21 protein-coding genes are annotated in these 25,637 nt (G+C 46.9%); 7 read left to right on the plus strand and 14 right to left on the minus strand.

Annotated elements, in window-relative coordinates; genetic code table 11:
* Positions 1-11: 11 nt before the first annotated feature.
* The 8 genes from LCM10_RS11735 to nagA form a co-directional block, all read right to left on the minus strand.
* On the minus strand, positions 12-1,058 hold the full coding sequence (locus LCM10_RS11735) for an ArsR/SmtB family transcription factor (protein ID WP_224876468.1): 1,047 nt from the start codon (positions 1,056-1,058) through the stop codon (positions 12-14).
* Positions 1,059-1,240: 182 nt separating this feature from the next.
* Complete coding sequence (locus LCM10_RS11740) at positions 1,241-2,728, minus strand: glutamate synthase subunit beta (protein ID WP_224876469.1); 1,488 nt, start codon at positions 2,726-2,728, stop codon at positions 1,241-1,243.
* 141 nt (positions 2,729-2,869) lie between these two features.
* Complete coding sequence (gene gltB / locus LCM10_RS11745) at positions 2,870-7,456, minus strand: glutamate synthase large subunit (RefSeq protein WP_224876470.1); 4,587 nt, start codon at positions 7,454-7,456, stop codon at positions 2,870-2,872.
* A 462-nt stretch (positions 7,457-7,918) separates the two neighbouring features.
* The gene (locus LCM10_RS11750; protein ID WP_224876471.1) at positions 7,919-8,383 is read right to left on the minus strand and encodes an SRPBCC family protein; all 465 of its coding nucleotides are present in this window, start codon (positions 8,381-8,383) and stop codon (positions 7,919-7,921) included.
* Positions 8,376-8,726, minus strand: a complete 351-nt coding sequence (locus LCM10_RS11755; RefSeq protein ID WP_224876472.1) for a MerR family transcriptional regulator — start codon at positions 8,724-8,726, stop codon at positions 8,376-8,378. The genes LCM10_RS11750 and LCM10_RS11755 overlap by 8 nt, the downstream gene beginning before the upstream one ends.
* 180 nt (positions 8,727-8,906) lie before the next feature.
* A complete protein-coding gene (gene mnmH / locus LCM10_RS11760; RefSeq protein ID WP_318247492.1) occupies positions 8,907-10,016 on the minus strand; it encodes a tRNA 2-selenouridine(34) synthase MnmH in 1,110 nt (369 codons plus the stop codon).
* A gap of 114 nt (positions 10,017-10,130) precedes the next feature.
* Complete coding sequence (gene nagB / locus LCM10_RS11765) at positions 10,131-10,868, minus strand: glucosamine-6-phosphate deaminase (RefSeq protein WP_224876473.1); 738 nt, start codon at positions 10,866-10,868, stop codon at positions 10,131-10,133.
* Positions 10,865-12,061, minus strand: coding sequence for an N-acetylglucosamine-6-phosphate deacetylase (nagA, locus tag LCM10_RS11770; RefSeq protein WP_224876474.1), 1,197 nt, complete (start codon positions 12,059-12,061; stop codon positions 10,865-10,867). The genes nagB and nagA overlap by 4 nt, the downstream gene beginning before the upstream one ends.
* Positions 12,062-12,429: 368 nt before the next feature.
* Here nagA and LCM10_RS11775 point away from each other — a divergent pair, with 368 nt between their 5' ends.
* The 6 genes from LCM10_RS11775 to LCM10_RS11800 all read left to right on the plus strand — a co-directional run bounded on the left by LCM10_RS11775 (position 12,430) and on the right by LCM10_RS11800 (position 19,564).
* Positions 12,430-13,158, plus strand: coding sequence for a GntR family transcriptional regulator (locus LCM10_RS11775; RefSeq protein ID WP_224876954.1), 729 nt, complete (start codon positions 12,430-12,432; stop codon positions 13,156-13,158).
* Between the two features lie 171 nt (positions 13,159-13,329).
* The gene (locus LCM10_RS11780; RefSeq protein WP_224876475.1) at positions 13,330-14,703 is read left to right on the plus strand and encodes a PTS transporter subunit EIIC; all 1,374 of its coding nucleotides are present in this window, start codon (positions 13,330-13,332) and stop codon (positions 14,701-14,703) included.
* 77 nt (positions 14,704-14,780) lie between these two features.
* Positions 14,781-15,851, plus strand: coding sequence for a DUF871 domain-containing protein (locus LCM10_RS11785; protein WP_224876955.1), 1,071 nt, complete (start codon positions 14,781-14,783; stop codon positions 15,849-15,851).
* Complete coding sequence (gene murQ / locus LCM10_RS11790) at positions 15,848-16,756, plus strand: N-acetylmuramic acid 6-phosphate etherase (RefSeq protein WP_224876476.1); 909 nt, start codon at positions 15,848-15,850, stop codon at positions 16,754-16,756. The genes LCM10_RS11785 and murQ overlap by 4 nt, the downstream gene beginning before the upstream one ends.
* A 73-nt stretch (positions 16,757-16,829) precedes the next feature.
* Entirely contained in the window at positions 16,830-18,242 is a 1,413-nt protein-coding gene (gene glcD / locus LCM10_RS11795) for a glycolate oxidase subunit GlcD (RefSeq protein WP_224876477.1), read from the plus strand.
* Positions 18,239-19,564: a (Fe-S)-binding protein gene (locus LCM10_RS11800; RefSeq protein ID WP_224876478.1), complete on the plus strand. Its 1,326-nt coding sequence runs from the start codon at positions 18,239-18,241 to the stop codon at positions 19,562-19,564. The genes glcD and LCM10_RS11800 overlap by 4 nt, the downstream gene beginning before the upstream one ends.
* Before the next feature lie 200 nt (positions 19,565-19,764).
* Here LCM10_RS11800 and LCM10_RS11805 read toward each other — a convergent pair whose 3' ends face one another.
* Positions 19,765-20,373, minus strand: a complete 609-nt coding sequence (locus LCM10_RS11805; protein WP_224876479.1) for a methyltransferase — start codon at positions 20,371-20,373, stop codon at positions 19,765-19,767.
* A 214-nt stretch (positions 20,374-20,587) separates the two neighbouring features.
* Here LCM10_RS11805 and LCM10_RS11810 point away from each other — a divergent pair, with 214 nt between their 5' ends.
* Entirely contained in the window at positions 20,588-21,262 is a 675-nt protein-coding gene (locus tag LCM10_RS11810) for an NAD(P)H-dependent oxidoreductase (protein WP_224876480.1), read from the plus strand.
* 55 nt (positions 21,263-21,317) lie between these two features.
* On the opposite strand, the gene LCM10_RS11815 is transcribed toward LCM10_RS11810, so the two are convergent.
* The 5 genes from LCM10_RS11815 to LCM10_RS11835 all read right to left on the minus strand — a co-directional run bounded on the left by LCM10_RS11815 (position 21,318) and on the right by LCM10_RS11835 (position 25,557).
* Positions 21,318-22,382, minus strand: coding sequence for a C45 family autoproteolytic acyltransferase/hydolase (locus LCM10_RS11815; protein ID WP_224876481.1), 1,065 nt, complete (start codon positions 22,380-22,382; stop codon positions 21,318-21,320).
* A 121-nt stretch (positions 22,383-22,503) separates the two neighbouring features.
* Complete coding sequence (locus LCM10_RS11820) at positions 22,504-23,016, minus strand: hypothetical protein (RefSeq protein WP_224876482.1); 513 nt, start codon at positions 23,014-23,016, stop codon at positions 22,504-22,506.
* 105 nt (positions 23,017-23,121) lie between these two features.
* A complete protein-coding gene (clpP, locus tag LCM10_RS11825) occupies positions 23,122-23,706 on the minus strand; it encodes an ATP-dependent Clp endopeptidase proteolytic subunit ClpP (protein WP_224876483.1) in 585 nt (194 codons plus the stop codon).
* Positions 23,707-23,725: 19 nt separating this feature from the next.
* Positions 23,726-24,418 (minus strand): sigma factor-like helix-turn-helix DNA-binding protein, encoded by a 693-nt coding sequence (locus LCM10_RS11830; RefSeq protein WP_224876484.1) that lies wholly within the window; start codon positions 24,416-24,418, stop codon positions 23,726-23,728.
* A gap of 125 nt (positions 24,419-24,543) precedes the next feature.
* Positions 24,544-25,557: a hypothetical protein gene (locus LCM10_RS11835; protein WP_224876485.1), complete on the minus strand. Its 1,014-nt coding sequence runs from the start codon at positions 25,555-25,557 to the stop codon at positions 24,544-24,546.
* Positions 25,558-25,637 lie beyond the last annotated feature (80 nt).

Genomic DNA, 25,637 nt, shown 5'->3' on the forward strand with positions numbered 1-25,637 from the left:
ATAAATACTCTTCATGTCAGATCCGGCTCATAAATGAATTGTTCTAATAAAGGAAGGGAGATAAATTGGCTGAGATCGGCTCTTAGAGACTCCATCCTATCCCTATTTCCACTATAAAAAATATAGTAGCCCCTTCTCTCACTCTTCACCAGCCCAGCTCTTTGAAGAATCTTGATATGATTTGAAATAGTGGCTTCCGCAAGTTCATGCTTTTCTGCCAGCTGCTTTGTACTGTATGGGTGGGTCAATACATCACGTAAAATCTTTAATCGGCTGGCTTCTCCCAACGCTTTGAACAAGTCTATCAAATCAGCAGGAGGCTCATCTCCTCCTGCCTTCATTTCGGGCACTGCGACATGTAACCCCAAACAGATCCTGCCAGGATATACTCCAAGCATGACGTGAGGCGTGATGAATGTAGATGGCTGAAGGGTGATTGAGCTAAATTCCTTCAAACGAAATTCATATGTTTCACCTTTTTGTACCCTGAGATACTCTGAATCAATTGAAACATCCGGATGCACTTCATTTAACGCTGTCAGCAGGTGATGATCTAGCTTTTGCTGAAACAAAGAGGATGCTTTTGCCACCCATGGCTGAATCCGAAATAGCTCACGTGCAAACAGTTTCTCGTTATATTCATAGAACAAATGATGAAGTCTTTCTTTCCATTTGGCTGGGTGTGAAACTAAATCCTTCTGTTCAATCGTCAACGGCGACATCCGATGATCCTTTTTCCATGTCCTGATGTCCTCCATGGAATACTGCTCTCCTAACAGATAGAATACAAATGCATCGTCCTTCATGCTACAAATAAATTCAATCGCTTCTTCTGGTGTTTTTTCATTCAAATCATATTCATTCCGTATATTGATCAAGTAGAACCAGTCATATGAAAAGGCTCCTACAGTGCGGATCTCTTCAAGCATCCATCCCGGCAGCATCGATGCGGTCTCTTCAGCCCATTTCTTTCTGTAAGGATGGTGAACCGGATTACTAAGCACATGCATACTCGCCATCATTTCATTGAAAGGTGAAAAAGCAATTTCGATTTTCATCAACAGCCTCCAAAACTGATTAGGTAACTACCTAATCAAATTTAATAATTCTGTAAATTAAGAATAATTTACAGAATTAGGGGGTTGCTGTCAATAAAAATATCACTTAACTTTCCCCCGACCATTTCTGAACACAAAAAACCTCCCGGAAACATGTCCCGTGGAGGTCAGTCAATCATACATTATGGCAGTTCAGTCGTTCCCATCAAGAAACGGTCGCATTCGCGTGCCGCCCCGCGTCCTTCGTTAATCGCCCATACAATCAAACTTTGACCGCGGCGCATGTCTCCGGCTGCAAATACGCCTTCAACATTTGTCGTGTACTTATCGTACTCGGCATCGACAGTGGAGTTGCTTTTCGTTTCGATTTCAAGCTCCTTCAACAAGCCTTGCTCAGGACCGCTGAAGCCGATCGCAAGAAGAACGAGGTCAGCAGGCCATACCTTCTCTGTACCAGGAAGCTCTTCACGGATGCGGTTGCCGTTTTCATCGATCTTCAACGAAACGTTCACCGTATGAACTTCTTTGATATGCCCTTCTTCATCACCAACGAATTTTTTCGTCATGACCGCGTAAGCACGAGGGTCATGGCCGAATACTTCTTCCGCTTCCTTCTGCCCGTATTCCACGCGATGGATGATCGGGTATTGCGGCCAAGGGTTCCCCACTTCATCGCGGATCGCCCCTTTTTTCGCATAGATATCGAATTGCGTAAGGCTCTTGCAGTTATGTCTGATGGAAGTCGCCAGGCAATCGGTACCCGTATCCCCGCCTCCGATGACGATCACGTTTTTACCAGCGGCTGATAGGTAGTTGCCGTCTTCGAAATTGGAATCCAAAAGACTTTTCGTATTGGCATGCAGGAAGTCCATGGCGTAATGGACACCTTTCAGGTTTCTACCTTCCACTTCCAGATTGCGGTGGACCGTGGCTCCTCCGCAAAGGATGACGGCATCGAACTCACTCTTTAATTCTGCTGCGGAAATGTCTTTTCCAACTTCGGTATTCACAACGAATTGGATGCCCTCTTTTTCAAGAATATCCACACGCCTTTTTACGACAGAGTATGGAAGCTTCATTTCAGGGATCCCATAGGTCAGCAGGCCTCCGACACGGTCATTCCGTTCAAATACCGTCACCAGGTGCCCCGCTTTGTTAAGCTGATCTGCCGCTGCCAATCCGGCTGGACCGGAACCGACCACCGCTACCCTCTTACCTGTACGGATCTCAGGTGGCTGAGGGACGACCCAGCCTTCTTCGAATCCCTTCTCGATGATGGACCTTTCAACCGTCCGGATGGCGACAGGCGGTTCATTGATCCCGAGGACACAAGCACCTTCACAAGGTGCAGGGCAGGCAAAGCCAGTGAATTCAGGGAAGTTATTCATTTCATGTTCCCGCTTCAATGCTTCCTTCCACTGTCCTTGATACACCAGGTCATTCCATTCAGGAATCAGATGATAAACCGGGCAACCTGTTGTCACCCCTGCAAGCTCCATTCCCGATTGACAGGTAGGGACGCCGCAGTCCATGCAGCGCGCCCCCTGTTTCCTCACTTCTTCCTCTGAAAGCGGAATGGTATAGTCATTCCAATCCTTCGTCCGATCGGATGGGCTCCTTTCATCCAGAGGTCTTCTTTTGTATTCCATGAAACCAGTTGGTTTTCCCATTCATATCCCCCTTCTTCTTGATGAAAAAGATTCTTTTCAACCTTGTGAATTGTCAGCCTCCAGCCCCTCGAGGTTCGTTCATTCCACCCGCTGAACACTCTTAGGATTGAATTTAAAACGACCGCGGGGGCTTTGCTGATTTTATTTAGATGTCTCCAATACTTTCGTGCTTTCTTCAAATGCCGTCATCTCAGCCTCGAACTTCTCCAATCCGTTGCTTTCCAGTTCTGAAATCCTTTGTTTCATTTTCAGATAAGATTTAGGGATTACCCGTACGAATCTTGATACATAGGCGTCCCAATTGGAGAGTATTTTCTTACCGTTGGCACTATTCGTATAGTTCACGTAATTTTGGATCAGGTCGTACACTTCCTTCGTTTCTTCCGGGTCGAATAATGGCTGTAGGAGGACAAGCTCCCTGTTGCAGCGGGAACTGAATGAACCGTCCTCATCCAATACATATGCGGTCCCGCCAGACATACCAGCTGCAAAGTTGCGACCAGTCCGGCCGAGGATGACGACCTTCCCGCCGGTCATGTATTCACAGCCATGATCTCCGACACCTTCCACCACGACATTCGCACCGCTGTTTCTTACACAGAAGCGTTCTCCGGCAATCCCGTAGATATACGCTTCCCCAGCTGAGGCTCCGTAGAAGGAGACGTTTCCGATGATGGTATTCCGTTCAGGGACGAACGTGGAAGTCGGATCTGGATGGACGATGATTTTACCGCCTGATAACCCTTTACCGACGAAATCATTCGCATCCCCCACTAGCCTCAAAGTCAGACCTTTAGGGATATAAGCACCAAAGCTCTGTCCTGCAGAACCGGTAAACTTCAAACGGATCGTATCTTCAGGCAGACCTTCCGCACCGTAACGCTTTGTAATTTCACTTCCGAGCATCGTACCCGTCACTCGGTTGATATTCCGGATGGCTGTCGATACTTCGATCGGTTCCTTGTTTTCAATCGCTTTACGGCATCTCGGGATCAGCTCTTGGTAATCGAACGTTTTCTCGAGTTCATGATCTTGTTTCCTGACGGCGTACCTGCTTACTTTCTCAGGTACATCCGGCTGATAAAGAAGCGCGGAAAGATCAAGGCCCTTTGCTTTCCAATGATTAATGGCTTCGTTCGTTTTAAGGACATCCGTCCGTCCGATCATTTCGTTGATCGTCCTGAAACCGAGTTGTGCCATCAACTCACGGGCTTCCTGTGCAACAAAACGCATGAAGTTCGCGACGTGCTCAGGGTCCCCCATGTATTTTTTACGAAGCTCTGGGTCCTGTGTCGCAATCCCGACTGGACATGTATTCATATGACAGACACGCATCATGACACAGCCAAGCACCACGAGAGGTGCCGTTGAAAAGCCGAATTCCTCTGCTCCGAGAAGGGAGGCCACAACCACATCACGCCCGGTCATCATTTTCCCGTCAGTCTCGACGACGATTCGATCCCTGAGACGGTTCAATAGTAGGGTCTGATGTGCTTCTGCGAGACCGATTTCCCATGGCAGGCCGGTATGCTTCAAGCTCGTTCTTGGTGCAGCCCCTGTCCCGCCATCATATCCTGAAATCAGAACAACATCGGCACGGCCTTTTGCAACACCCGCGGCAATCGTACCGACTCCGACAGCCGATACCAGTTTCACACTGATCCTTGCTTGAGGATTCGCGTTTTTCAAGTTATGGATCAACTCTGCAAGATCCTCGATCGAATAAATATCATGATGAGGGGGAGGTGAAATGAGTTCCACCCCAGGAGTGGACCCGCGCACCTCGGCAACCCACGGATAAACCTTTTTACCAGGCAGGTGTCCACCTTCGCCAGGCTTCGCGCCCTGTGCCACTTTGATTTGGATTTCATCGGCGTTGACAAGATAGTGACTCGTCACCCCGAATCGACCGGAAGCAACCTGTTTGATTGAACTGCGTCGCAGATCGCCATTCTCATCCCGGGTAAAACGGTTTGGATGCTCTCCGCCTTCACCGGAGTTGCTTCTGCCTCCAATCCGGTTCATGGCGATCGCCAGCGCTTCGTGGGCTTCCTGACTGATCGACCCAAACGACATCGCACCTGTCTTGAATCTTTTGCAAATCTCTTCGACCGATTCGACTTCTTCGATCGGGACAGGCTGTCTTTCCTTAAATGAAAGCAGGCCACGGAGGGATTGGAGATTCTGCTTCTCGTCCGTCAGCATCTTCGAATATTTCTTAAACGTTTCATAGTTGTTCGTCCTGCACGCATGTTGAAGTGTATGGATTGTATTTGGATTGTATTGGTGGTCTTCCCCATTCTTGCGATATTGGAACTCATCACCCGACTCGAGTGTGCGATTCGGATCTTTCCGTCCGCTATAAGCCTTGCGATGTCTCATCAGCACTTCTTTCTCGATGATGTCGAGCTTGATTCCCCCAAGCCTTGAGGCTGTGCGCGTAAAGTATTTATCAATGACTTCCTTATGAATCCCGATGGCTTCAAAGATCTGCGCACCTCTGTAACTTTGGATGGTCGAGATCCCCATCTTGGATAGAACCTTCATGACGCCGTCGGTTGCTGCTTTCACATACATCTTGACGGCCTCTCTATGAGTCGTTTGCTGAAGCTCACCCTTATTGATCAGGTCACGCAACGATTCGTAGGCCAAATATGGCGTGATGGCCTCTGCGCCATATCCGAGAAGTGTAGCGAAGTGATGGACCTCACGCGGTTCCCCGGATTCAAGCAGCAGGCTGACCTTGGTTCGTGAACGTTGACGGATCAAATGCTGATGGAGACCGGAAACGGCAAGAAGGGAAGGGATGGCCGCCCGTTCTTTCGTCACCCCTCTATCTGATAGGATCAGAAGCGTGGCTCCTTCTTCGATAGCGTGATCGGCTCTTTCAAATAATCTGTCCAACGCGCCTTCAAGCTGATCCTCTTCATCCGTGACGTTGAACAAGGTGGATAGCGTGACGGCCTTGAATCCTTCTTCATTTTGGAAGCGCAGCCTTTCCAGCTCCTCGGTCGTGAGGATCGGCGTATCCAGTCGGATGTGCCTGCAGCTTTCCGGACCGGGATCGACAAGGTTACCTTCTGCACCGATCGTCGTCCCGACAGAGGTCACGATCTGTTCGCGGATGGCATCGATCGGCGGGTTCGTCACCTGGGCAAATAACTGTTTGAAATAGTTATAAAGAAGCTGTGGTTTTTTAGAAAGTACTGCAAGAGGCGAATCATACCCCATCGAGCCGACCGGGTCTTTCCCGTCCGTCACCATCGGTTTGATGAGTTTATTGATTTCCTCTGTTGTATAACCGAAAGCCTGCTGTTGGATGAGGACTTCATCCGAAGTGAAGCTGCGTGAACCATATGGTGATTCCGGAAGATCTTTTAACTCTTTTTTATGATTGTTCAGCCAGTGCCTGTAAGGCTGTTCATTTGCGACCCTAAGCTTGATTTCTTCATCGGGGATCATCCTCCCCTTTTCCAGGTCGACAAGGAGCATCTTCCCTGGCTGAAGGCGATCTTTATAGACGATGTCGTCCGCGAAAATATCCAGGGCACCGACTTCAGAGCCGAGCACAATCATGCCGTTCTTCGTGACATAATATCTTGCAGGCCTGAGTCCGTTCCGGTCAAGGCATGCCCCGATTTGTTTTCCATCTGTAAATACAAGTGCCGCTGGGCCGTCCCACGGCTCCATCAGGCAGCTGTGATATTCATAAAAATCCTTTTTCTTCGGATGGATCGTCTCATCGTTCTCCCATGGCTCCGGTACCATCATCATCGCAGTATGTGCGAGGGATCTTCCGGAAAGGTGCAGGAATTCGAATGCGTTATCGAACATGGAAGAGTCGCTGCCCGTCTCATCAATGACCGGAAGGATCTTCTCAAGGTCTTCCTCGCTGAACGCAGACGAATGACATAGCTGTTCGCGTGCTCTCATCCAATTGACGTTTCCACGCAAAGTATTAAATTCTCCATTATGGATGGTATATCGGTTAGGGTGTGATCGCTGCCAGCTAGGAAATGTATTCGTACTGAAGCGTGAATGCACCAAGGCTAGTGCGGATTGGAACTCAGGGTGATTGAGGTCGATGTAAAAGGAATCCAGCTGTTCTGGGATGAGCATCCCTTTGTAGACGATGGTCGTGGAAGATAGGCTGCACAAGTATACATCCTTCAGTTCCTCAATCTGTGATGTTTCTTTCTCGATTCGTTTTCTGATTACGTATAGCTTTCTCTCAAAGTCCATCCGGGTCTTCATGTCTTCCGAGGCACCGATGAACACTTGACGTATGAATGGCTTCGATTTCGATGCGACTTTCCCGACAAATGAATCATTGATCGGTACTGGTCTCCATCCCAGCGTCTTCTGCCCTTCTTCTTCGATGATGCGTTCGAATAGTTCCTTACTTTGGATCCTTGATTCATAATGTTCGGGAAGGAATACCATTCCGACCCCGTATTCGCCTTCACCAGGCAGATGGATGTCTTCTTTCTCACATTGCTTTTTGAAGAATCTGTGAGGAATCTGAGTGAGGATCCCGGCACCGTCACCAGTGCTTGTATCCGCGGATTGCCCGCCTCGGTGTTCGAGGTTACATAGGATATTGATGGCGTTTTGGACGATATTGTGTGACTTTCTGCCGTCTATATTGGCAATCATCCCAATACCGCATGCTTCATGTTCATGCGCCGGGTCGTAAAGCCCTTGCGCCACAGGAAGATTATTTTTCATTCATAACGTCCCCCTCTTCTAAACTACTATTATTGAAAGATAATAAAATCCTTTTATCGAATTTTCTTAATTTTCGTTAGTATATCATGAAATTTAGAAAAAACGAAAAATTTAGTTAACGGTTTTGAGCCTTTTAGCACCTTAAGATGGGGAATATTGAAAAGAGATGAGGAAAGGGAATTGCCTATTTTACTAAATTTTCAAAAACTTTAAAAGCTTGTTATTTCAATAAAGAAATCGTTTTCAAAAATGTGTTCGCCGACTTACATAGTTATTAATTTTTTTGAATTTTTATGTGATTTTTTCTGTTTTAAAAAAATTTTTTTCACCCATGAAATACCGCTTGTTCTTTACGTATTAATGTAAAGGTATTCCTTCTTCTATGTGTGGATGGATTTCCCTTTTTCCGCAGGGATGAAACCATCTTTGAAGACAAAATAAAAAACCCTACATAGCATAGGGTTATTGGTTGCCTTTTTCTTTTAATGCTTCATTTTCGACTCTGTCCATGAAATCCGTGACGACCTTCTTGTTGTTCTTTTCCCCACCTAATTTCAAGAGGACTCTCCCCAGGAAGTTCAGGCCTCGGTTCTGTCCGCTGTAAATGAGATTTGTTTCTTCCTCGTTCAACTTCACCAAAGTGAAGCTTGCTTCAACCTCGAAAGCCTTTGCCAGGGTGAACCCGATCTTATTATGTTTCCTTTCAGGCGTATTTTCATATTCCAGGTCTTCCACCACATAGGTTTCGATCCGCTTACCCTCTTTATATTTTTGTTGGTACTTCGAACCCACCACGCCTTCTTTTCTTTCCAATACCTTATTTTCAATGACGTTCGGCATGATGCGCTGAATGTTTTCAAGTGCAAACAAGTTCCAGATCACTTCAATATTCACTGGAATGACGCGTTCTTCGTGCCATTCAATCATCGTGCTCCCCCCTTGATTCGAATTCGAAAAAGTCATCCATCTCATCTATGATCCCTTGAATCCTCTGCACCTCTTTTTGCAGTGCTCTCTTTTTCTGCCTGATCAAGGCTTCAAGGTTATCAAAGGACTCATCCCTTACTACTTCGAGCATTTCTTGAATACTGAAGTTAAATCGCCTCAAGTGAACCAGTAATCTTGCCACAAGATAAGAACCATTGTCATAATAGCGATAGTTATTATCGGGATTGATATGGACCGGCTCCAACAAGCCAATGTCGGCATAATAACGGAGTGTTTCCTTGCTGAGTCCCGTCATTTTGGAAAACTCACTTATCTTATACATACTGAGCCACCTCTCACGTACTTATGATAAACGATGTAGCGCACTACAAGGTCAACTATTTTTCCGAAGAAAACTATTACATGAGGGAAGTCAAAGGTGACATCTCTTTTTGTTAGCCATCTCACTCGACATTTTCCGGGAAATAGTGAATGAGTTCGACAACAGCTTCCTTCCCCGATGTCAGCTATTCCCCACCTGGGTTTGTTGGCTAGTCATGAAATTCCTCACCGCTTTGGCAGCTTCTTCGATCGTATTCGCTTTGAGTATGATTTTCTGGTCTTCCCCGTACTTTTCTGCCGTGTGTATGTACCTCGGATCGTAATAGTATTGGAGAAGATATTCGAGGACCATATGATAATTCTTCACTTTTAACTCTTCTTCGATCTTGTTGGCAATCGGGCTATGAATGCGACGCTTGATCTGCCTGAACCCTTCCACAAACTCCTCATGATGCTCATGCAGCCGATATTCTTCCATGATGTGAGAGACCCTCTCCGCAATCGGTAATTCGATGAAGATGTGAATGGCCTGCTCTTTTTTATTCATCAGAAAAGATGGGAGCAGGACCTTCCCGATACGCTTACTTTCAGCCTCAAACAATACGTATGGCGATGAATTAAGCTGATTGACTTCATTTACGAGTAGTGAATCGAACGTCTTTTGGTTGATGGGGTGTTGACCGATTGCACCGAACACGGAGCCTCGGTGATTCGCCATCCCCTCGATATCGAGGACCGGGAACCCCTGTTTCTTCAACTCATGAAGGATAGCGGTCTTTCCCGTACCGGTCCCCCCATTGAGTACAAAAGCCTTAGGCTTCATTTCCAGGGTCTCAATCTGACTCATGACCCACTTCCGATATGCCCGCACTCCCCCCTTGATTCTGATGGTACTGATTCCCATCAAGTCCAGGAAGGTTGCTGCCGCTTTACTCCTCATGCCCCCGCGCCAGCAGAAAACGACCGGCTTTCCATCGAGTTCCCTGAATTGCTTCACAAACCGGGGTAGCTTCGCAGAGAATAGTTCCAATCCCCTGTCTGTTGCCACTTCTTTACTTACTTGTTTATAAAGCGTCCCCACTTCCGCCCTTTCTTCGTCATCGAAGACCGGTATATTGTAACTTCCCGGTATTGTCATTTCGTTGTATTCCGAAGGGGAACGGACATCCACAAATACAAAGTCCCCATGGTCTGCCATCAATAATTCATCAATTGATACATCTTTGTACATCAGTACTTCACCTCTTCTAATCATGATTCTATTATGGTCAAAATAGGAGAACGCTAACATTCTATACTCCTATAAAATGATAATGGATCCAGGCTGTCGATGTAGCAGGGACCATATGTATGCGAATTCACCCTTCTTACTATTTCTAGCACAATAGAAAAAAACCTTCACGAGTCATCGCGAAGGTTTGACCAATTTTAGTGCATCCGTGTCAGCTATGACCGTGACGTTCCCATGTTCGTTAAGGATGGAAGCCGGGAATTTCTCGGTCACTTGTCCCTCGAACAGCTTCTTCATCGCATCTTGCTTCGAGACTCCTGAAACGAGCAGGAGAATCTCCTTGCTCTTCATGATGCCTGAAATCCCCATTGTGATTGCCTGCCGTGGCACTTCATCGAATGAGGAGAAATAACGGGCATTCGCTTCCCTTGTAGAAGAAGTCAGTTCCACCAGATGCGTCCCTGAACTGAAAGACGTTCCAGGTTCGTTAAACCCGATATGGCCATTCTCACCGATACCGAGGATTTGCAGATCGATCCCGCCAGAGTCTTTGACCTGAGAGTCATAACGCTTGCATTCCGCTTGGACATCCACTGCCTGTCCCGACGGAATATGCGTATTCTTGAGTGGGATATCTATGTGCGAGAAGAAATTAGTGTACATATATTGATAATAACTATTGGGATCATCTTTTGATAATCCGATATATTCATCTAAATTAAAAGTTGTCACACATTGATAAGATGTGCCGTTCATCCTGTGATCCAGGATCAGTTCTTCATAAAGTCCCTTCGGTGTTCCACCTGTCGCAAGGCCGAGCGTCATACAGTCGGAGCTTCTTACTTTTTCAATGACAAGCTGTGCAGCTTTAACACTCATTTCTTTGTAATTGGCTGCTTCGATGATTCTCACTTGTCACCCTCCTCTCTCACATAAGCGATCTGTCCTTTACAGATTGTCATATATACCTCCAATTTATCATCGAGGATCACAAGATCGGCATCTTTATTGCGATCGATGCTTCCTTTCCGATCAAAAACACCAAGCTGTCTGGCAGGGTTTTCAGATGTGATCTTGACCGCTTCTTGAAACGAACAGCCACTGTATTCTTGTATATTCCTGAAGGCTGCGTCCATCTTCAGGACACTTCCGGCAAGAGTGTCCTCATCCAGTAGCGCCTTACCATCCTTGACAGTCACCGTCTGACCACCAAGGTCGTACTGGCCGTTTTTCAAGCATTTGGCCCTCATGGAATCCGTAATGAGAATCATCCGCTCATCCGTTATCTGTTGAAATGCGATCTTCACTACTTCCGGCCTGACATGAATGCCATCGGAGATTAATTCCACCATCAGTTCATCACGGTTGAAAGCAGCACCCACGACTCCCGGTTCACGATGGTGAAAACCCGACATTTGGTTGAATACATGTGTCACATGCGTAAGCCCGTGATGAATCGCGTTACACATTTCGTCATATGTGGCATTGGAATGGCCTGCTGACGCAACGATTCCGTCCCGCTGAAGATGCCCGATCAATTCATGACCTTTGTCCATTTCAGGAGCCAGCGTTACGAGTTTGATATGATTCCTGGAAGTCTTTTGCCATTGCCCGAAGAGTTCCACACTTGGTCTTGCAATATGGTTAATCGGCTGGGCCCCTGCCTTTCCGCTGTTGATGAAGGGACCTTCCAGGTGAATCCCGAGTATTTCTGCCTTTCCTGCCTTTTGGTTCTCCTCGATATACGTTCCCGTACTAGCAAGCGCCGCTTCAATTTTCTCGGTGGACTCCGTAATCGTCGTCGCCAGGAAGCTTGTCGTCCCTTCTCTCGGCAGTGTCGAAACAATCGTATCGAGTGCCTCTTTCGTCGCATCCATCGTATCGGCCCCGTTCACCCCATGGATATGAACGTCAATCATGCCGGGAATCACGATGGCATTTTGGGGCAGAGTGATGTCCCGGAAATCTTCATCATGTTGGAGGTCATTCATATCACCGACTTCAGAAATGACCCCATCCACAATTTTAATAAACCCTTTTTCTATGACTCCATGACCTGCATGGATTCTTTGATTTCGTATGATCAAAGCATTAGGGATGCTCATCCTCATATTCCCCTTCCGTAATAACTTTATCTAATGTGACTTTATCATTTGAACACAACAGTTGTCTATACCAATTACACGATTGAAAATGAAAAATTCCGTGAAAGTGAACGAAATACCTTTATCCAGGGGTAACTGGATTAGTCGATGATTTTCAATTCCGGGACATACGCCCAGTGACTTGGGGCTTCTTCGATCTTCAAATTACAAGGAATCACTGATCATTACTCCAATGTCGATACCTAGTCCTTATAGCCCAACCCGAACTGGTATAGACATAAAACGGAAACGGATGGTAAGATAGTTATAACGATTTCATGGATGCAAGCAAAACGATAAAACAATACTTTAGGACGGTGACAGCAGAATTGGTCAACAAAAAGTCTCCTTTACCCTTGTATTACCAAATAGAAGAACATATAAAAGCACTGATCGAATCCGGGGAATTGAAGCCAGGCGATGTGCTTCCTTCCGAAAGGGAGCTGGCAGAGTCGTTCACCATCAGCCGGATGACGGTAAGACAGGCCATCACAAACCTTGTCAACAAAAATCTCCTTTACAGAAAAAAGGGGAGCGGTACATATGTCTCTCACAAAAAATTCGAACAATCCCTCCATGGACTCACCTCTTTCAGTGAGGACATGAGGAGCCGCGGACTCGATCCCGGGAACAAACTGATCCATTTTGAACTATCCAGCCCTACAGAGGAATTGATCGATCATTTCACCTTGGAGGAGGATGACCTAGTATATAAAATCAAACGGATCCGGCTCGCAAATGGGGAGCCCATGGCGATTGAAACAAGCTATATACCTGTAAAGCTGCTTCCAGGTCTCAGCCAGAAGGTATTATCGAGCTCATTGTACCGGTATGCCGAAGAGGAAAATGGGATAAAGCTCGGGCACGCCACACAATCTCTTGAAGCATCGGCCGCGACAGAAGAAGATGCTAAACATTTGCAGCTCGATGCCGGTGATCCTGTCCTGTTCATCCAACGCGAGACGTTCCTTGAAGACGGGGCACCGTTTGAGCTTGTGAAGTCGACGTATCGAGGGGATAAATACAAATACAAGATGAATATCGAACGATTAAGATAAAAACTCACCCTGGGGAAACCATTCCCCCAGGGTGAGTTTTTTTAAAAATGCTTGTAATACTTGTTCTTTTCTTTAATAAAATGGTATAGACATCTATACTAACAGCTGATATGATACATTGTAAGCGAATTCATATTTTTACTACATTTTTATTAAAAAGGGGAGAATTTTATGCGGAAGGAAGAAAGATTGGCCAAAGAAATAACCGAGCTTCTCGGCGGTCCAAGCAATATCGGTGCACTCGAATCGTGCATGACCCGCCTGCGTGTGAAACCGCTCGATGAGAGCAAGGTCGATTTAGCCGGCATCAAAAAGATAGACGGGGTATTAGGTGTCGTCGAAGCTGAGACCATCCAGATCATCCTCGGACCTGGCATTGTCACGAAAGTGGCCACCGAAGTATCTGAATTAACCGGAAAGTCGGTTTCGTCCGTCGATGAGGAAGAGGACTTCTCTTTTGAAGGTCTCGCCGAACGAACGAAAGCAGATTTAAAGAAAAAGAACGCCACGCCTTTCAAATTATTTTTGAGAAAGATTGCTAGTATCTTCATTCCGTTGATTCCTGCCATCGTTGCTTCAGGCTTGATTGCAGGAATCACGAACGTCATTGTCCGTTCTGGTGTGAACCCTGAATCGACCTTGATCGAAATACTCAACCTGATCGGTTGGGGGCTGTTTGGTTACTTGGGTGTGTTCGTCGGTATCAATACCGCGAAGGAATTTGGAGGTTCCCCTGCTCTTGGAGGGGCCGCGGGTATCTTGATCATCAATCCCGGACTTGCCAATATCACGTTATTCGGTGAAGACCTTGTCCCCGGACGAGGCGGTTTGATCGGCGTCATGCTAGCTGCCGTATTCATTGCATTCCTTGAGAAGAGAATCCGTAAAGTCGTCCCTTCTGCCTTGGATATCATCATCACTCCGACTCTATCATTATTGATAACAGGATTCGCGACACTCGTTGTCCTTCAGCCTGTCGGAGGATTCATTTCAGATTTAATCACCGAAGGTTTGCTTGGATTGATCGATATGGGCGGTTTCTTCGCAGGATTGATTCTTGCAGGAACGTTCCTTCCGCTTGTTGTCACTGGGCTTCACCAAGGCTTGACTCCGGTGCATATGGAACTGATCAACACAATCGGAAATGATCCGTTGCTCCCGATCCTCGCCATGGGGGGTGCCGGTCAAGTAGGGGCCGCATTCGCCATCTATTTTAAAACAAAGAATCAGAGATTGAGAAAAGTGATCAAAGGGGGACTTCCTGTCGGGATCTTAGGAATCGGTGAACCGCTGATCTTTGGTGTCACACTTCCACTTGGACGTCCGTTCATCACGGCATGTCTCGGTGCAGCCGTTGGGGGTGCTTTCCAAGCAGTCTTTAAAACAGCCACCATCGCGATCGGTGTATCCGGAATCCCGCTTGCCTTCCTTATGGAAGACGGTCAGATCCTCTTGTATCTTGCCGGCGTCCTGATTGCTTACGTGTTCGGTTTCCTCTTTACATGGATGTTCGGTTTCAAAGACGAAATGGCAAAGGATATTTAAGTAGTTTCATATAATAGTAAAGAAGGAGGATTCCCCTCCTTCTTTACGTTTTTTCATATAGGGAGTGAATCATGAACATGCTTGGAATTTCAATCTATCTAAAAGAAGAAAACAGGGAAAAGAATGCTGAATGGGTCAGGAAAGCATCCACATACGGATTCAGGTCCATCTTCACGTCCCTTCATATCCCAGAAGACGACCCAGGCACCTACAAAGAACTTCTTCAGGAGCTGGGAAGCTTGGCCCGTACATATAGCATGGAGTTGATGGCGGACGTTTCGCCAACGTCACTCGGACATTTGGGTCTTGATTGGGATTCACTTCCAGAACTTCTCGACTGGGGACTAGCGGGGATCAGGGTGGATTATGGATTCTCTTCAGATCAAATCGTGGCCCTTTCATATTCGATGAAGACTGCAATCAACGCGAGCACGGTCTCTGAAACAGAGCTTGACAGCTTGATTGAAAAAGGGTTGAATGTGAACAACGTCGAAGCGTGGCATAATTTCTATCCGCGTCCTGAAACAGGGCTCGGCCTTGATTTTCTAATTGAACGTAATAAGATGCTGAAATCAAAAGGTCTCACCACCATGGCATTTGTGCCGGGCGATGATGCGTTACGTCCTCCAATCTTTGAAGGATTGCCTACACTTGAACAGCATCGTCACGCCTCCCCTTCCCTTGCAGCAGCCCAATTAAAGTACGCAGGATTCACAGACAAAATCGTTATCGGGGACATTTCTGCAAAGGGGGACACAATGAAGGAGCTAAGCATGATCACGGAAGGGGTCATTCCCCTAACGGTTGAATTAGTGACTGACCATGATTACTCCAAGCTCCTTGACACAGTCCATACTAATCGGATGGACCCGGCTCGGGACGTGATCCGATCAGTGGAATCCCGTTCTTACGCCGAGGCTGGCACGCCCATCCCCCCCTGTAACCAAGTCCAGCGGAGTGTTGGTGTCGTGACGGTCGATAACGAGCTTTATGGTCGATATTCAGGCGAGTTGCAGATTGTGAAAAATGATTTACCAAAAGATGATAAGGTGAATGTCATCGCTGAAGTCGCCACCGAAGACCTTCCTCTCATCCAGGAAATCAAAGCGGGAGGAAAATTCAAATTACTAGTGAGGGAAAAAAGATGAATCTGACGAAATTGAACACAGAACAGCAGAATCCGAAAACACTCAACATCGACTTGATGGAAACAGAGGACATCATAACGGTCATCAATCAGGAAGACCTTCTCGTACCGAACGCGATTGCGAAGGAAATCCCTGCTATCAGCGCTGTCGTTGACCGGATTGTACAAGCTTTCAATGAAGGTGGCCGCCTGATTTACACAGGTGCGGGTACTTCCGGTCGCCTCGGCATATTGGATGCATCAGAGTGTCCCCCTACCTATGGAACGGACCCTGAAATGGTCGTGGGCATCATCGCCGGAGGCAAGGAAGCAACCACTGAAGCAATTGAAGGGGCTGAAGATGACAACGCACAAGGTAAACAAGACCTTGTCGATCTTAAGCTGACTGAAAAAGATGTCGTAGTCGGGATTGCGGCCAGCGGTAGGACCCCTTATACAATCGGTGCCTTGGAATATGCGAACGAAATCGGTGCTGCTTCGGTATCCGTCGTCTGCAGTAAGGACTCCGAAATGGAGAAGATTTCAGCATATACAATCGCTCCGATTGTCGGTCCGGAAGTCGTGACCGGTTCCACCCGGATGAAGGCAGGCACTGCACAGAAACTGGTACTGAATATGCTCACAACTGCAAGCATGATCAAGATCGGTAAGGTATACGGCAATCTTATGGTTGATGTCCAGATGACAAATGAAAAACTGCGCAAACGAGCTGTAAACATTGTGAAAACTGCAACCGGGGTTTCAGAAGAAGAAGCAAGCTCAGCATTGGCCGAACAGCAGTACAACACCAAAGCGGCCATCCTTCAGATCATGACAGGCCTGAAAGGCAATGACGCTTTGAATTTGCTCGAAACACATGCAGGGCATTTACGTGATGCAGTGGCAGCTTTCCACACTTCAAACTAATCCAATCCAGGGGGACGGACCTTTCTAAAGGTCTGTCTTTCTTCAATCATTTTTAAAAAAGGCGGTTATTCAAATGATCTCTACCTCTTTAAAGAAACAATTCATTGAACTGGTCGGCGAAGATAATTACCGGGACAGCCCTGCCGAAAGGCTAGTCTATTCCTATGACGCGACCCCGAACTTCCAATCGATGCCCGATGCCGTCATCGTCCCCCGTTCCACAGGGGAAGTAGCGGATATTGTAAAAAGGTGCAATGAACACGGCATTCCCATCGTCCCAAGGGGATCCGGCACCAATTTATGTGCTGGCACGTGTCCGACGGAAGGCGGCATCGTGCTGCTTTTCACCAATATGAATAAGATTTTGGAAGTTGACGAAGAGAACTTGACGGTAACCGTCCAACCCGGAGTCGTGACGCTCGACCTGATTCATGAAGTGGAGTCTAGAGGTCTGTTTTACCCGCCTGACCCGAGCTCTATGAAAATATCAACAATCGGCGGTAATATCAATGAGAATTCCGGTGGTTTAAGGGGCTTGAAGTATGGGGTCACACGCGATTACGTCCTGGCTTTGGAAGCCGTCCTGCCTAATGGCGATGTGGTCCGGACCGGCGGAAAACTTGCAAAGGACGTTGCTGGATATGACCTTACGCGCTTATTCGTGGGATCTGAAGGGACACTATGCGTCATTACGGAAGCGACATTGAAGCTCGTGCCCATGCCGGAAACGAAACAGACGATGCTCGCCCTTTATCAGGATATCGAAGAAGCCGCGGGAAGCGTATCAAGCATCATATCAAACCGGATCATCCCGGCCACCCTGGAATTCCTCGATCAGCCGACATTGGAGGTCGTCGAGGATTTCGCCAAGATCGGGCTGCCCACTGATGTAAAGGCTGTGCTATTGATCGAACAGGACGGTCCAAGTGAAGTGGTGGCACGCGATATGCAACGGATGGAAGAGATCTGTCTTGAAAATGGGGCCGTATCCGTCCAGTTGGCAGCAACCGACGTGGAAGCCGAAGCTCTTCGTACAGCCCGCCGATCCGCCCTTTCAGCACTGGCACGCCTGAAACCGACGACCATTCTGGAAGACGCGACGGTCCCTCGTTCTGAAATCGCCAAAATGGTCAAAGCCATCAATGAAATCGGAGAACGACATGACTTGAAGATCTGTACGTTCGGCCATGCGGGAGACGGTAATCTTCACCCTACCGTCGCAACCGACGCAAGGGACCAAGATGAAATGGAACGTGTGGAGGCTGCTTTTGAGGAGATCTTTGCTCACGCAATCGAACTTGGCGGCACGATTACCGGTGAACACGGGGTCGGGATGATGAAGGCACCCTACCTGGAATGGAAGCTCGGTCCTGAAGGAATTGGCGCTATGAAACTGATCAAGCAGTCGTTCGACCCGAATAATATTATGAACCCGAATAAAGTGTTTGCAAAAGAATCAAGAAAACGAGTGGTGATATCACGATGACGACAACCAAGGAAAGACAACAGATCCAAGAAGGGTTCAAGGAGCGTATGGACCAAGACGAGCTCCTGAATTGTATGAGATGCGGGTTCTGCCTTCCCTCCTGCCCCACCTATATCGAGTCGGGCTTCAAGGAATCACACTCCCCGCGTGGCAGGATCGCCCTTATGAAGGCGGTGGTCGACGGGGTGATCGAGCCGGATGAAGATGTGGAAAGGACGCTTGACCTTTGCCTGGGATGCCGGGCATGTGAACCCGTCTGCCCTTCTGGCGTGAATTATGGTCATCTATTGGAAGAAGCCCGGGACATCATCAATCAGAATAAAAGGCATTCCTTGCCTGTACGCGCTCTGAGGAAGACAGTGTTCCAAGGATTATTCCCCCATCCGGGTCGGATGAGGATGGTGACCCACCTTCTCGGAATCTATCAGCGTTCTGGTATCCAGAAGGCCGCCCATGCCACAGGGGTCATGAAACTGTTCCCTGAGAGTATGGCCGTCATGGAAAGAGTACTCCCCCAGGTTCCAAAACTGAAAGAAATGAAAAACCGTCCATCATCCCTCCCTTCTATTGGTGAAAGGAAGAAAAAAGTCGCTTTCTTCTCCGGTTGCCTGATGGATACTATGTTCCTGGAAACGAATAATGCCACAACGAAACTCCTGCAGCTGGCAGGCTGCGATATCGTCATCCCAAGAAGTCAAACCTGTTGCGGCGCGCTTCACGGTCACAGCGGGGAGAAGGCCGGCGCCAAAGACCTGGCAAAAAGGAATATAAAAGCATTTGAAGACGCCGGCGCCGATTATATCATCACCAACGCCGGCGGATGCGGCGCCTTCCTTGTAGACTACGACCACCTATTGAAGGACGATCCTGAGTGGAAGGAACGTGCAACAAGTTTCAAAGAGAAAATCAAAGATATCTCTTCGGTCCTAGTAGAATTGGAATTTCATAAAAAAGTACCGATGCGTGTGGAATCACAGAGAATTACGTATCAGGATTCCTGTCACCTGCGCAACGTCCAGCGTACCTTTATCGAACCACGCCTTCTTCTTCAATCCGTTGAGGGAGCCGAATATCAGGAAATGAAACAAGCCGATCACTGCTGCGGTTCCGCAGGCATTTACAATATTGTGGAGTCCGAAATGTCCATGAAGATCCTTGATCACAAGATGGAAAACGCCACTGCCACCCATGCGGTGACGATTGTCACCGCAAACCCGGGATGCCTGCTGCAAATGAAGCTTGGGATCGAGCGCGAAGGACTTTCTAGAGAGATGCGTGCGGTTCATATTGTGGACTTTTTACTGGAAGCTGTTGAGAAATGACGAGGACTGCCCTTATGGGTGGTTCTTTTTTTTGAGAGTGGATGATCGACTATTTGGGATGTAGTGTTAGGGATGCGGTAGGGGTGGCCGATGCGCCTCGGTGCCTGGTACAAAACCGGCTTTCGGTGCCTGACACAATCGAGGGTATTTGTGCCTGGCACAAAACCGACAATCAGTGCCTGGCACCCAACATACCTGTATCAATACGCCATCCCATAAACCAAAAACCGCTCGTACACGTTATGCTCATATTCTCCTGATAACTTGATCTCTTTCTTCAATTCGAATAGCGGATGATTCTCAAGATAATGAACGTAATCATCCGAACTGTAATACAAGACAATTTCGATATCCCGGGGGGAACTTTCTATAGAGAACAGGATATGATTGATGACTTTCATAAAGATTTGGACAGAAAATGGATTAAAGAAATAGAAGACATTGTCACCGGGTTGGATTTCATACTCCTCGGCGAGGCAGCAGTGGAATTCGATTCCGCCTCTCCCTCCGTTATTCTTTTTCAAATAATTCTTCCGGTTCTCGACCGCTTCCTGATGGAATTGTTCAGTCATCTCGACCCCGATCACGGTCGATCCAAACAAATAATGGATAAAGAAATTGAGGCGTCCTTTCCCGCTGCCAAAATCCACGACCCGGTCGCTTTCCTTCAACTCGTAAACCTGGAACAATTCCTGCAGGGCACCATACGGAGTGGGTTCATACCGATTATAGTGTATCGACCTCGGCATCCCCATCTGATCCTGCTCAGTCTTTATATTCAACAACTCATCAAAATGACGTTCTTTCATATTCATCCCCCTTCCGTATCCTTTACCACTTTAAAGCGCAGCGGGACGTACCTTATTTCTCTCCCATTAGGTTTATACTTAGTAGATGGATGGACATACCTAGTAGTATGGTTTCACATGTGTATTTCGGAAGCAAATCATGTGAACACCTGAACTACTTATGATACGTTTAATGAGTGTATTTAATCAATAAGAAATAGGAGTGAATATCCAAATGCGTGATAAAGAAGCAGTAAAACAAGAAATTCTTGAGGCATATGAATTCAGGCATGCTACGAAACAATTCGACCCTGATAAGAAAGTGTCCGATGAAGATTTCCGTTTCATCATGGAGACCGGACGTTTGTCTCCGAGCTCCTTCGGGTTTGAGCCGTGGAGATTTCTTGTCATCGAAGATTCCACGCTTCGTGAGAAGATTAAGAATACAGCTTGGGGAGCCTATGGAAAACTACCTGAGGCGAGCCACTTTATCATCATCCTGTCACGGACGAAACTGGATACTAAATATGATTCAGCGTATTTAGTCGATCACTTCAAACAAAATAAAAACATGCCGGACGAGCACTTAAAGAAATACCTTGAAAGAATCGAACAGTTCCAGAAAGAGGACTTTGACCTTCTTGACGGCGAACGCCCGCTCTTGGACTGGGCCGGGAAGCAAACGTATATCGCCCTTGGGAATATGATGACGGCAGCCGCTCAGATCGGTGTTGACTCCTGTCCGATCGAAGGGTTCGACATCAAGAAGATGAATGATCTGTTAGCAGAAGAAGGCTTGCTTGATGACGGTCATTTCAGCATTTCAGTCATGTGTGCGTTTGGTTACCGAGTAAACGATCCTGCCCCTAAAACTCGCAGACCGTTTGATGATATCGTAAAGTTTATATAAGCAAGAAAAGGAATCTGGCTTGTTAGCCAAGATTCCTTTTTTATATAGCCTAGCATCATCTTTTAAACCAATCCGCGCCCTCATCCATATGAACGAACGGGATATCCGTATCCACTTCACCAGTGATTCGATCAAGGGCAACATCTTCTCCCTTCATCCACTCAGCAAAATCAAACACAATCGGCTCACGATCTCCCCCCAGGGCAAACCAAGCCTTCATTTCCGAGGGTAAATAAGCTGACGTATGAATCGTGCCTGCCCAGCTTCCATATAAGTCCGAAAAGACGCCACGGTCACGATCGTTCAAAAGCCTGAATGCATCCATCACGTCGTTGTGATTTTCTCTTTCCTTTTCCATGATGGCTAACCTTCGCTTGGAATCGACGAGGTGATTCCGATTTTCTTCTACCATCATTTCGAAATGGTTCGTACACGCATTCGACTGCCTCACACGGACCCCGCGCGGCGAAGTCTCAATGATGAAGGTTTGACTGCTCTTATCATGCACAATATAACTGAACGAATGCCGGTGGGGAATTTCTTTTAAAAGGTCCACCGCTTCTTCCACTGAAGCTGCGGACTCCAGGACAAGCCTTCCAATCATGCAGCAGATGAAGCCGTCACCCGGATTCTTTCGATGCATGAAATTATAGCCTATCGCGAGGCCCTTTTCGTTCATTCCATCCATCCGTCCCGTCACCCGCTGACTCGGTCCGATCATCGCATAACCGGTATCTGTCGGCTGGTAAAAAACATAGCGCCCTTCGTACGTTTTGGGATGATAATCATAGTTCCTGATCAAATAATTATCTCCAGTCAGGATTGAACATCCCGATCGTTCATAATCCACACGGTATCCCCCGAATTCCTGTAAAACCTTCTCCATCGGCCATTCGAGCGCTTCCTGGAGGCCCAGCAGTTCATCCCAGATGCCCGGTGCAAAACGGGTGATGACTTCCTTTGTTTCATTTACATCAATGGAAAAACGGGGTTTCCTCACTTTCCATTGATTGTCCCTGTTCCTGACGGTGATGGAATCCCTGATCGCTTCTCCCTGCATATATCCAAAATCATAATGACTTCCTCTGAATTGTATAATGTCGCTATGTATTGTCCTCATTCTTGTCCCTCTTTTAGTAGCTTTTCCTTAAGGATACTGGATTGAGGAAAAGAATGAAAGAAATGCACATGGTGCCCCGCTCAAATCATCTATTTTGAGCGGGGCACCAACAATAGGTAGGTTATTCTCTTTTTGTAAAGAAAAGCATGCTGAAGCATGTAACGAATGCGACCGCAGTGACGACTGCCACTACCATAAAACCAAGCGCAGTCATGAACGTATCATCTCCGGGAAACCGCGGTTCCACAGATGCCCATTGATAGAAGAAAAAGATGGTCAGTATCAAATAAAAGCTGCTGCCGACGAATCCTATCTTCAAACGATCCCATTTCTTCCAACTTCGAGATGTTGCAATGGACATCCACACCAGGATGCTGATGATGACCGCTCCGAGCATGATGAACAAATGAAGAAACGGAATCATCAGCAAGGAGAGCCCGAATAACACTAATCCTGTCACCCCGAACAACACGACATTTACGGCAAATAAAAACAAACCAACAAGCCATGGACTAGAGTACCATGAATGGTTACTCATGGAGTGGATCCATTTTATTTGATAAAGTCGACCATTTTTCCTTATCATCGCAATAAAAATGGCGACTAGCAGTAAGAATAACAAGCTCAAAGTCATTGAAATCCCCCTTTCTTTTACCTAATATTACCACACTGTATTTGGTACAAGACGAAATTTTCCCATAAAAAAAGGAACAGTCTCCTGTCCCTAAATCAAAACACGCTATTTTTTCTTTTCAATGATTTCATCGATGATCCCGTATACTTTTGCTTCTTGGGCACTCATGAAATAATCCCGATCGGTATCGAGGGCAACTTTCTCCAAAGACTGCCCCGTTTTCTCAGAAATGATTTCATTGATATGTTCTCGCAGCTTCAAGATTCTCTTAGCCGATATTTCGAGATCGGTCGCCTGCCCCCTCGCACCGCCAAGTGGCTGATGGATCATGATTTCACTGTTAGGAAGCGCGAACCGTTTCCCTTTTGTGCCGGCGAGCAAGAGCATCGCACCAAAGGATGCTGCCATGCCTGTGCAAATCGTTCTGACATCGGGATTGATATATTCCATCGTGTCAAAGATGGCGAAACCTGCCGAAGTGGAGCCTCCGGGGCTGTTGATATAGAGGGAAATATCTTTTTCTGGATCATCCGCTGCCAGGAATAACAGCTGGGCGACAATGCTGTTTGCCATATGATCATTGATTTCATCACTCACCATTATGATCCGATCCTTCAATAGTCTTGAGTAGATATCATATGACCGTTCACCTTTAGAAGATTGCTCGATTACATAAGGGATGGTACTCATTTTCATTCCTCCTCCTCGTTTATGCTGCCATTGAGAGGACATTTGAAGGAGAAGAAGATCTTCGTATAATACACGGGAAAGAAACCATTTTCGGCTCGGATTGTGTTCGGAACCATTCAGGGAACTGTTCAATGAGCGGCGTTGGATCTTCTGCTCTGATACTTTTCTGCAGAATGATCAACATCTCTTCCTGAAGGGCTTTCTCGAAGTATCCCCGATTATCATGTGGATCTTCCCATTCGTGTAGCGTGTCTACCCCGGATCGCGTTCGTCTAAGGAGTGCCTTCACGGCTGTATCGGATGTATCGAGTAGGCATGCAATTTCAGAAATTTTAAATTGAAAGGCTTCTTTCAATACGAGTGTGACCAGCTGCTTTGGCGTCAGGGTGGATATCAATCTTTCAAGTGGTTCTAAATCAATGTTGCTCCCTATTTCCATGCTTTTCTCTGGAGCATCCACAAGCATTTCTTTACTCTGTTTACGGATTTTATCGACCCAGGCGTGATAAGCCATTTTCTTCAACAGAGGGGAACTCCACTTTGACTGATCCGGGTAATGTTTCAGTGCCTTGCAAATTGATTCCTGGCATAAGTCTTCCCCATCCCATTTATTCTTGGTCAGGAACAGGCAGTAATGCTGAAGCCTCTCAACCAACTCACCCAATTCTTGCGCTTCCATAACACGTTCGTTCTTCACAGACTCACGAACCATATTCCTCACTCCTTTAAATCCTCTCATACTACTAACGGATCAAGAACAAAAAAAGATACCACCTGACGAAGTTTTTTATTTTAAGGTACGTCCCTCATCGCTTTAACGCGATGACGCACCTTACATCATGAAAGCAGAAGCTGCTTAAGTTTTTCCGGATGATCGACTTTGAGGGCGATGCTCGAAACCATGCGCTTCCTGCCCATGAAGAGGGTGCTCTCGACAGGTTCCTTGAAATGAAGGACCACTTGTGGCGCTGATTGTTCGAGGTCCCTATACATAAACGTCATCGTCTTGTCTCCGGGTGTGACGCCCCATTCCGTTTTTTCGATGTCATCAAGAGGGACGACAATTCGCTGCACCAATCCTTGTGTGACATATAACCTTCCGTTCTTCACTTCAAGGGGGTGAAGCCGCATCACGGCAATTTCAGCTAGGAATAAAAACACTCCATAAACATTCAGGAATAGTAATATGATCGAGAGGATCGGCCACTTAGAATGTAGCCACCAATGAAGTCCGATCGACTCAATGACGACGGCATGGATGACCATGATATTCATCGCCAATGCGCTCGTCTTCTTGTGCATCGTGACACAGCCTTCATGAATCGGCGCTTTATGCCGCCACGAAAACAGTGAATAATAAAACATGAGGACTTCTGAGACAACCGCTTTGATGAGCGGATGACTTCCGACTGTTCTTTCTGCTGCAGGAAGCATCGAAAAGATGGCTCCTTCCCCTGTTCTTCTCATTTCTGCACGGACCACTGGGATTTTCCACACCAGGTAGCCAATCAGGCTCAGTTCAGCGAGAAACAGCAGAGCTTCAAACCCTACACCTGCGTACAGCAGTATCGTGTACGGAGCGAAAAATTCTTCTGGGATCATAAATCGTGCCAAGACAAGACCCGCAATCATGAAACCAATCACTTGTTTTTTTGACACCCTGAAAGCTGCATAAGCCAATATTGGCGCAACCACGACCATATCCAGCAGGGAGCCGAGGATGATTCCGCTTTCCATGTCGATCCTCAAAACGTCTTGAACGGCAGTCTGATATAACAGCACATTACTCAATAGTACTAGAGCGAGCAGAAGCAAAGCCCATTTGGAAAGAACCGTTTCGCGAAGAATCATACTTCCTCAACCTCCACTGGAAAAGTTTTCTTACTTCTATTATAAGCCATCCCACCACAAAAGTTATCCGTCAAACATGT

It is taken from the genome of Rossellomorea aquimaris, assembly GCF_020171925.1.
Lineage (GTDB): Bacteria > Bacillota > Bacilli > Bacillales > Bacillaceae_B > Rossellomorea > Rossellomorea aquimaris_F.

Bases quoted from the DNA above. Each gene is read 5' to 3' on its own strand.
- LCM10_RS11800 (WP_224876478.1), top strand. From the start codon at position 18,239: ATGACGACAACCAAGGAAAGACAACAGATCCAAGAAGGGTTCAAGGAG.
- LCM10_RS11830 (WP_224876484.1), bottom strand. From the start codon at position 24,418: ATGGTTCGTGAGTCTGTGAAGAACGAACGTGTTATGGAAGCGCAAGAA.
- murQ (WP_224876476.1), top strand. From the start codon at position 15,848: ATGAATCTGACGAAATTGAACACAGAACAGCAGAATCCGAAAACACTC.
- LCM10_RS11735 (WP_224876468.1), bottom strand. From the start codon at position 1,058: ATGAAAATCGAAATTGCTTTTTCACCTTTCAATGAAATGATGGCGAGT.
- LCM10_RS11820 (WP_224876482.1), bottom strand. From the start codon at position 23,016: ATGACTTTGAGCTTGTTATTCTTACTGCTAGTCGCCATTTTTATTGCG.
- LCM10_RS11805 (WP_224876479.1), bottom strand. From the start codon at position 20,373: ATGAAAGAACGTCATTTTGATGAGTTGTTGAATATAAAGACTGAGCAG.
- nagA (WP_224876474.1), bottom strand. From the start codon at position 12,061: ATGAGCATCCCTAATGCTTTGATCATACGAAATCAAAGAATCCATGCA.
- clpP (WP_224876483.1), bottom strand. From the start codon at position 23,706: ATGAGTACCATCCCTTATGTAATCGAGCAATCTTCTAAAGGTGAACGG.
- mnmH (WP_318247492.1), bottom strand. From the start codon at position 10,016: ATGTTAGCGTTCTCCTATTTTGACCATAATAGAATCATGATTAGAAGA.
- gltB (WP_224876470.1), bottom strand. From the start codon at position 7,456: ATGAAAAATAATCTTCCTGTGGCGCAAGGGCTTTACGACCCGGCGCAT.
- LCM10_RS11750 (WP_224876471.1), bottom strand. From the start codon at position 8,383: ATGATTGAATGGCACGAAGAACGCGTCATTCCAGTGAATATTGAAGTG.
- LCM10_RS11835 (WP_224876485.1), bottom strand. From the start codon at position 25,557: ATGATTCTTCGCGAAACGGTTCTTTCCAAATGGGCTTTGCTTCTGCTC.
- LCM10_RS11815 (WP_224876481.1), bottom strand. From the start codon at position 22,382: ATGAGGACAATACATAGCGACATTATACAATTCAGAGGAAGTCATTAT.
- LCM10_RS11780 (WP_224876475.1), top strand. From the start codon at position 13,330: ATGCGGAAGGAAGAAAGATTGGCCAAAGAAATAACCGAGCTTCTCGGC.
- LCM10_RS11740 (WP_224876469.1), bottom strand. From the start codon at position 2,728: ATGGGAAAACCAACTGGTTTCATGGAATACAAAAGAAGACCTCTGGAT.
- LCM10_RS11810 (WP_224876480.1), top strand. From the start codon at position 20,588: ATGCGTGATAAAGAAGCAGTAAAACAAGAAATTCTTGAGGCATATGAA.
- LCM10_RS11785 (WP_224876955.1), top strand. From the start codon at position 14,781: ATGCTTGGAATTTCAATCTATCTAAAAGAAGAAAACAGGGAAAAGAAT.
- glcD (WP_224876477.1), top strand. From the start codon at position 16,830: ATGATCTCTACCTCTTTAAAGAAACAATTCATTGAACTGGTCGGCGAA.
- LCM10_RS11755 (WP_224876472.1), bottom strand. From the start codon at position 8,726: ATGTATAAGATAAGTGAGTTTTCCAAAATGACGGGACTCAGCAAGGAA.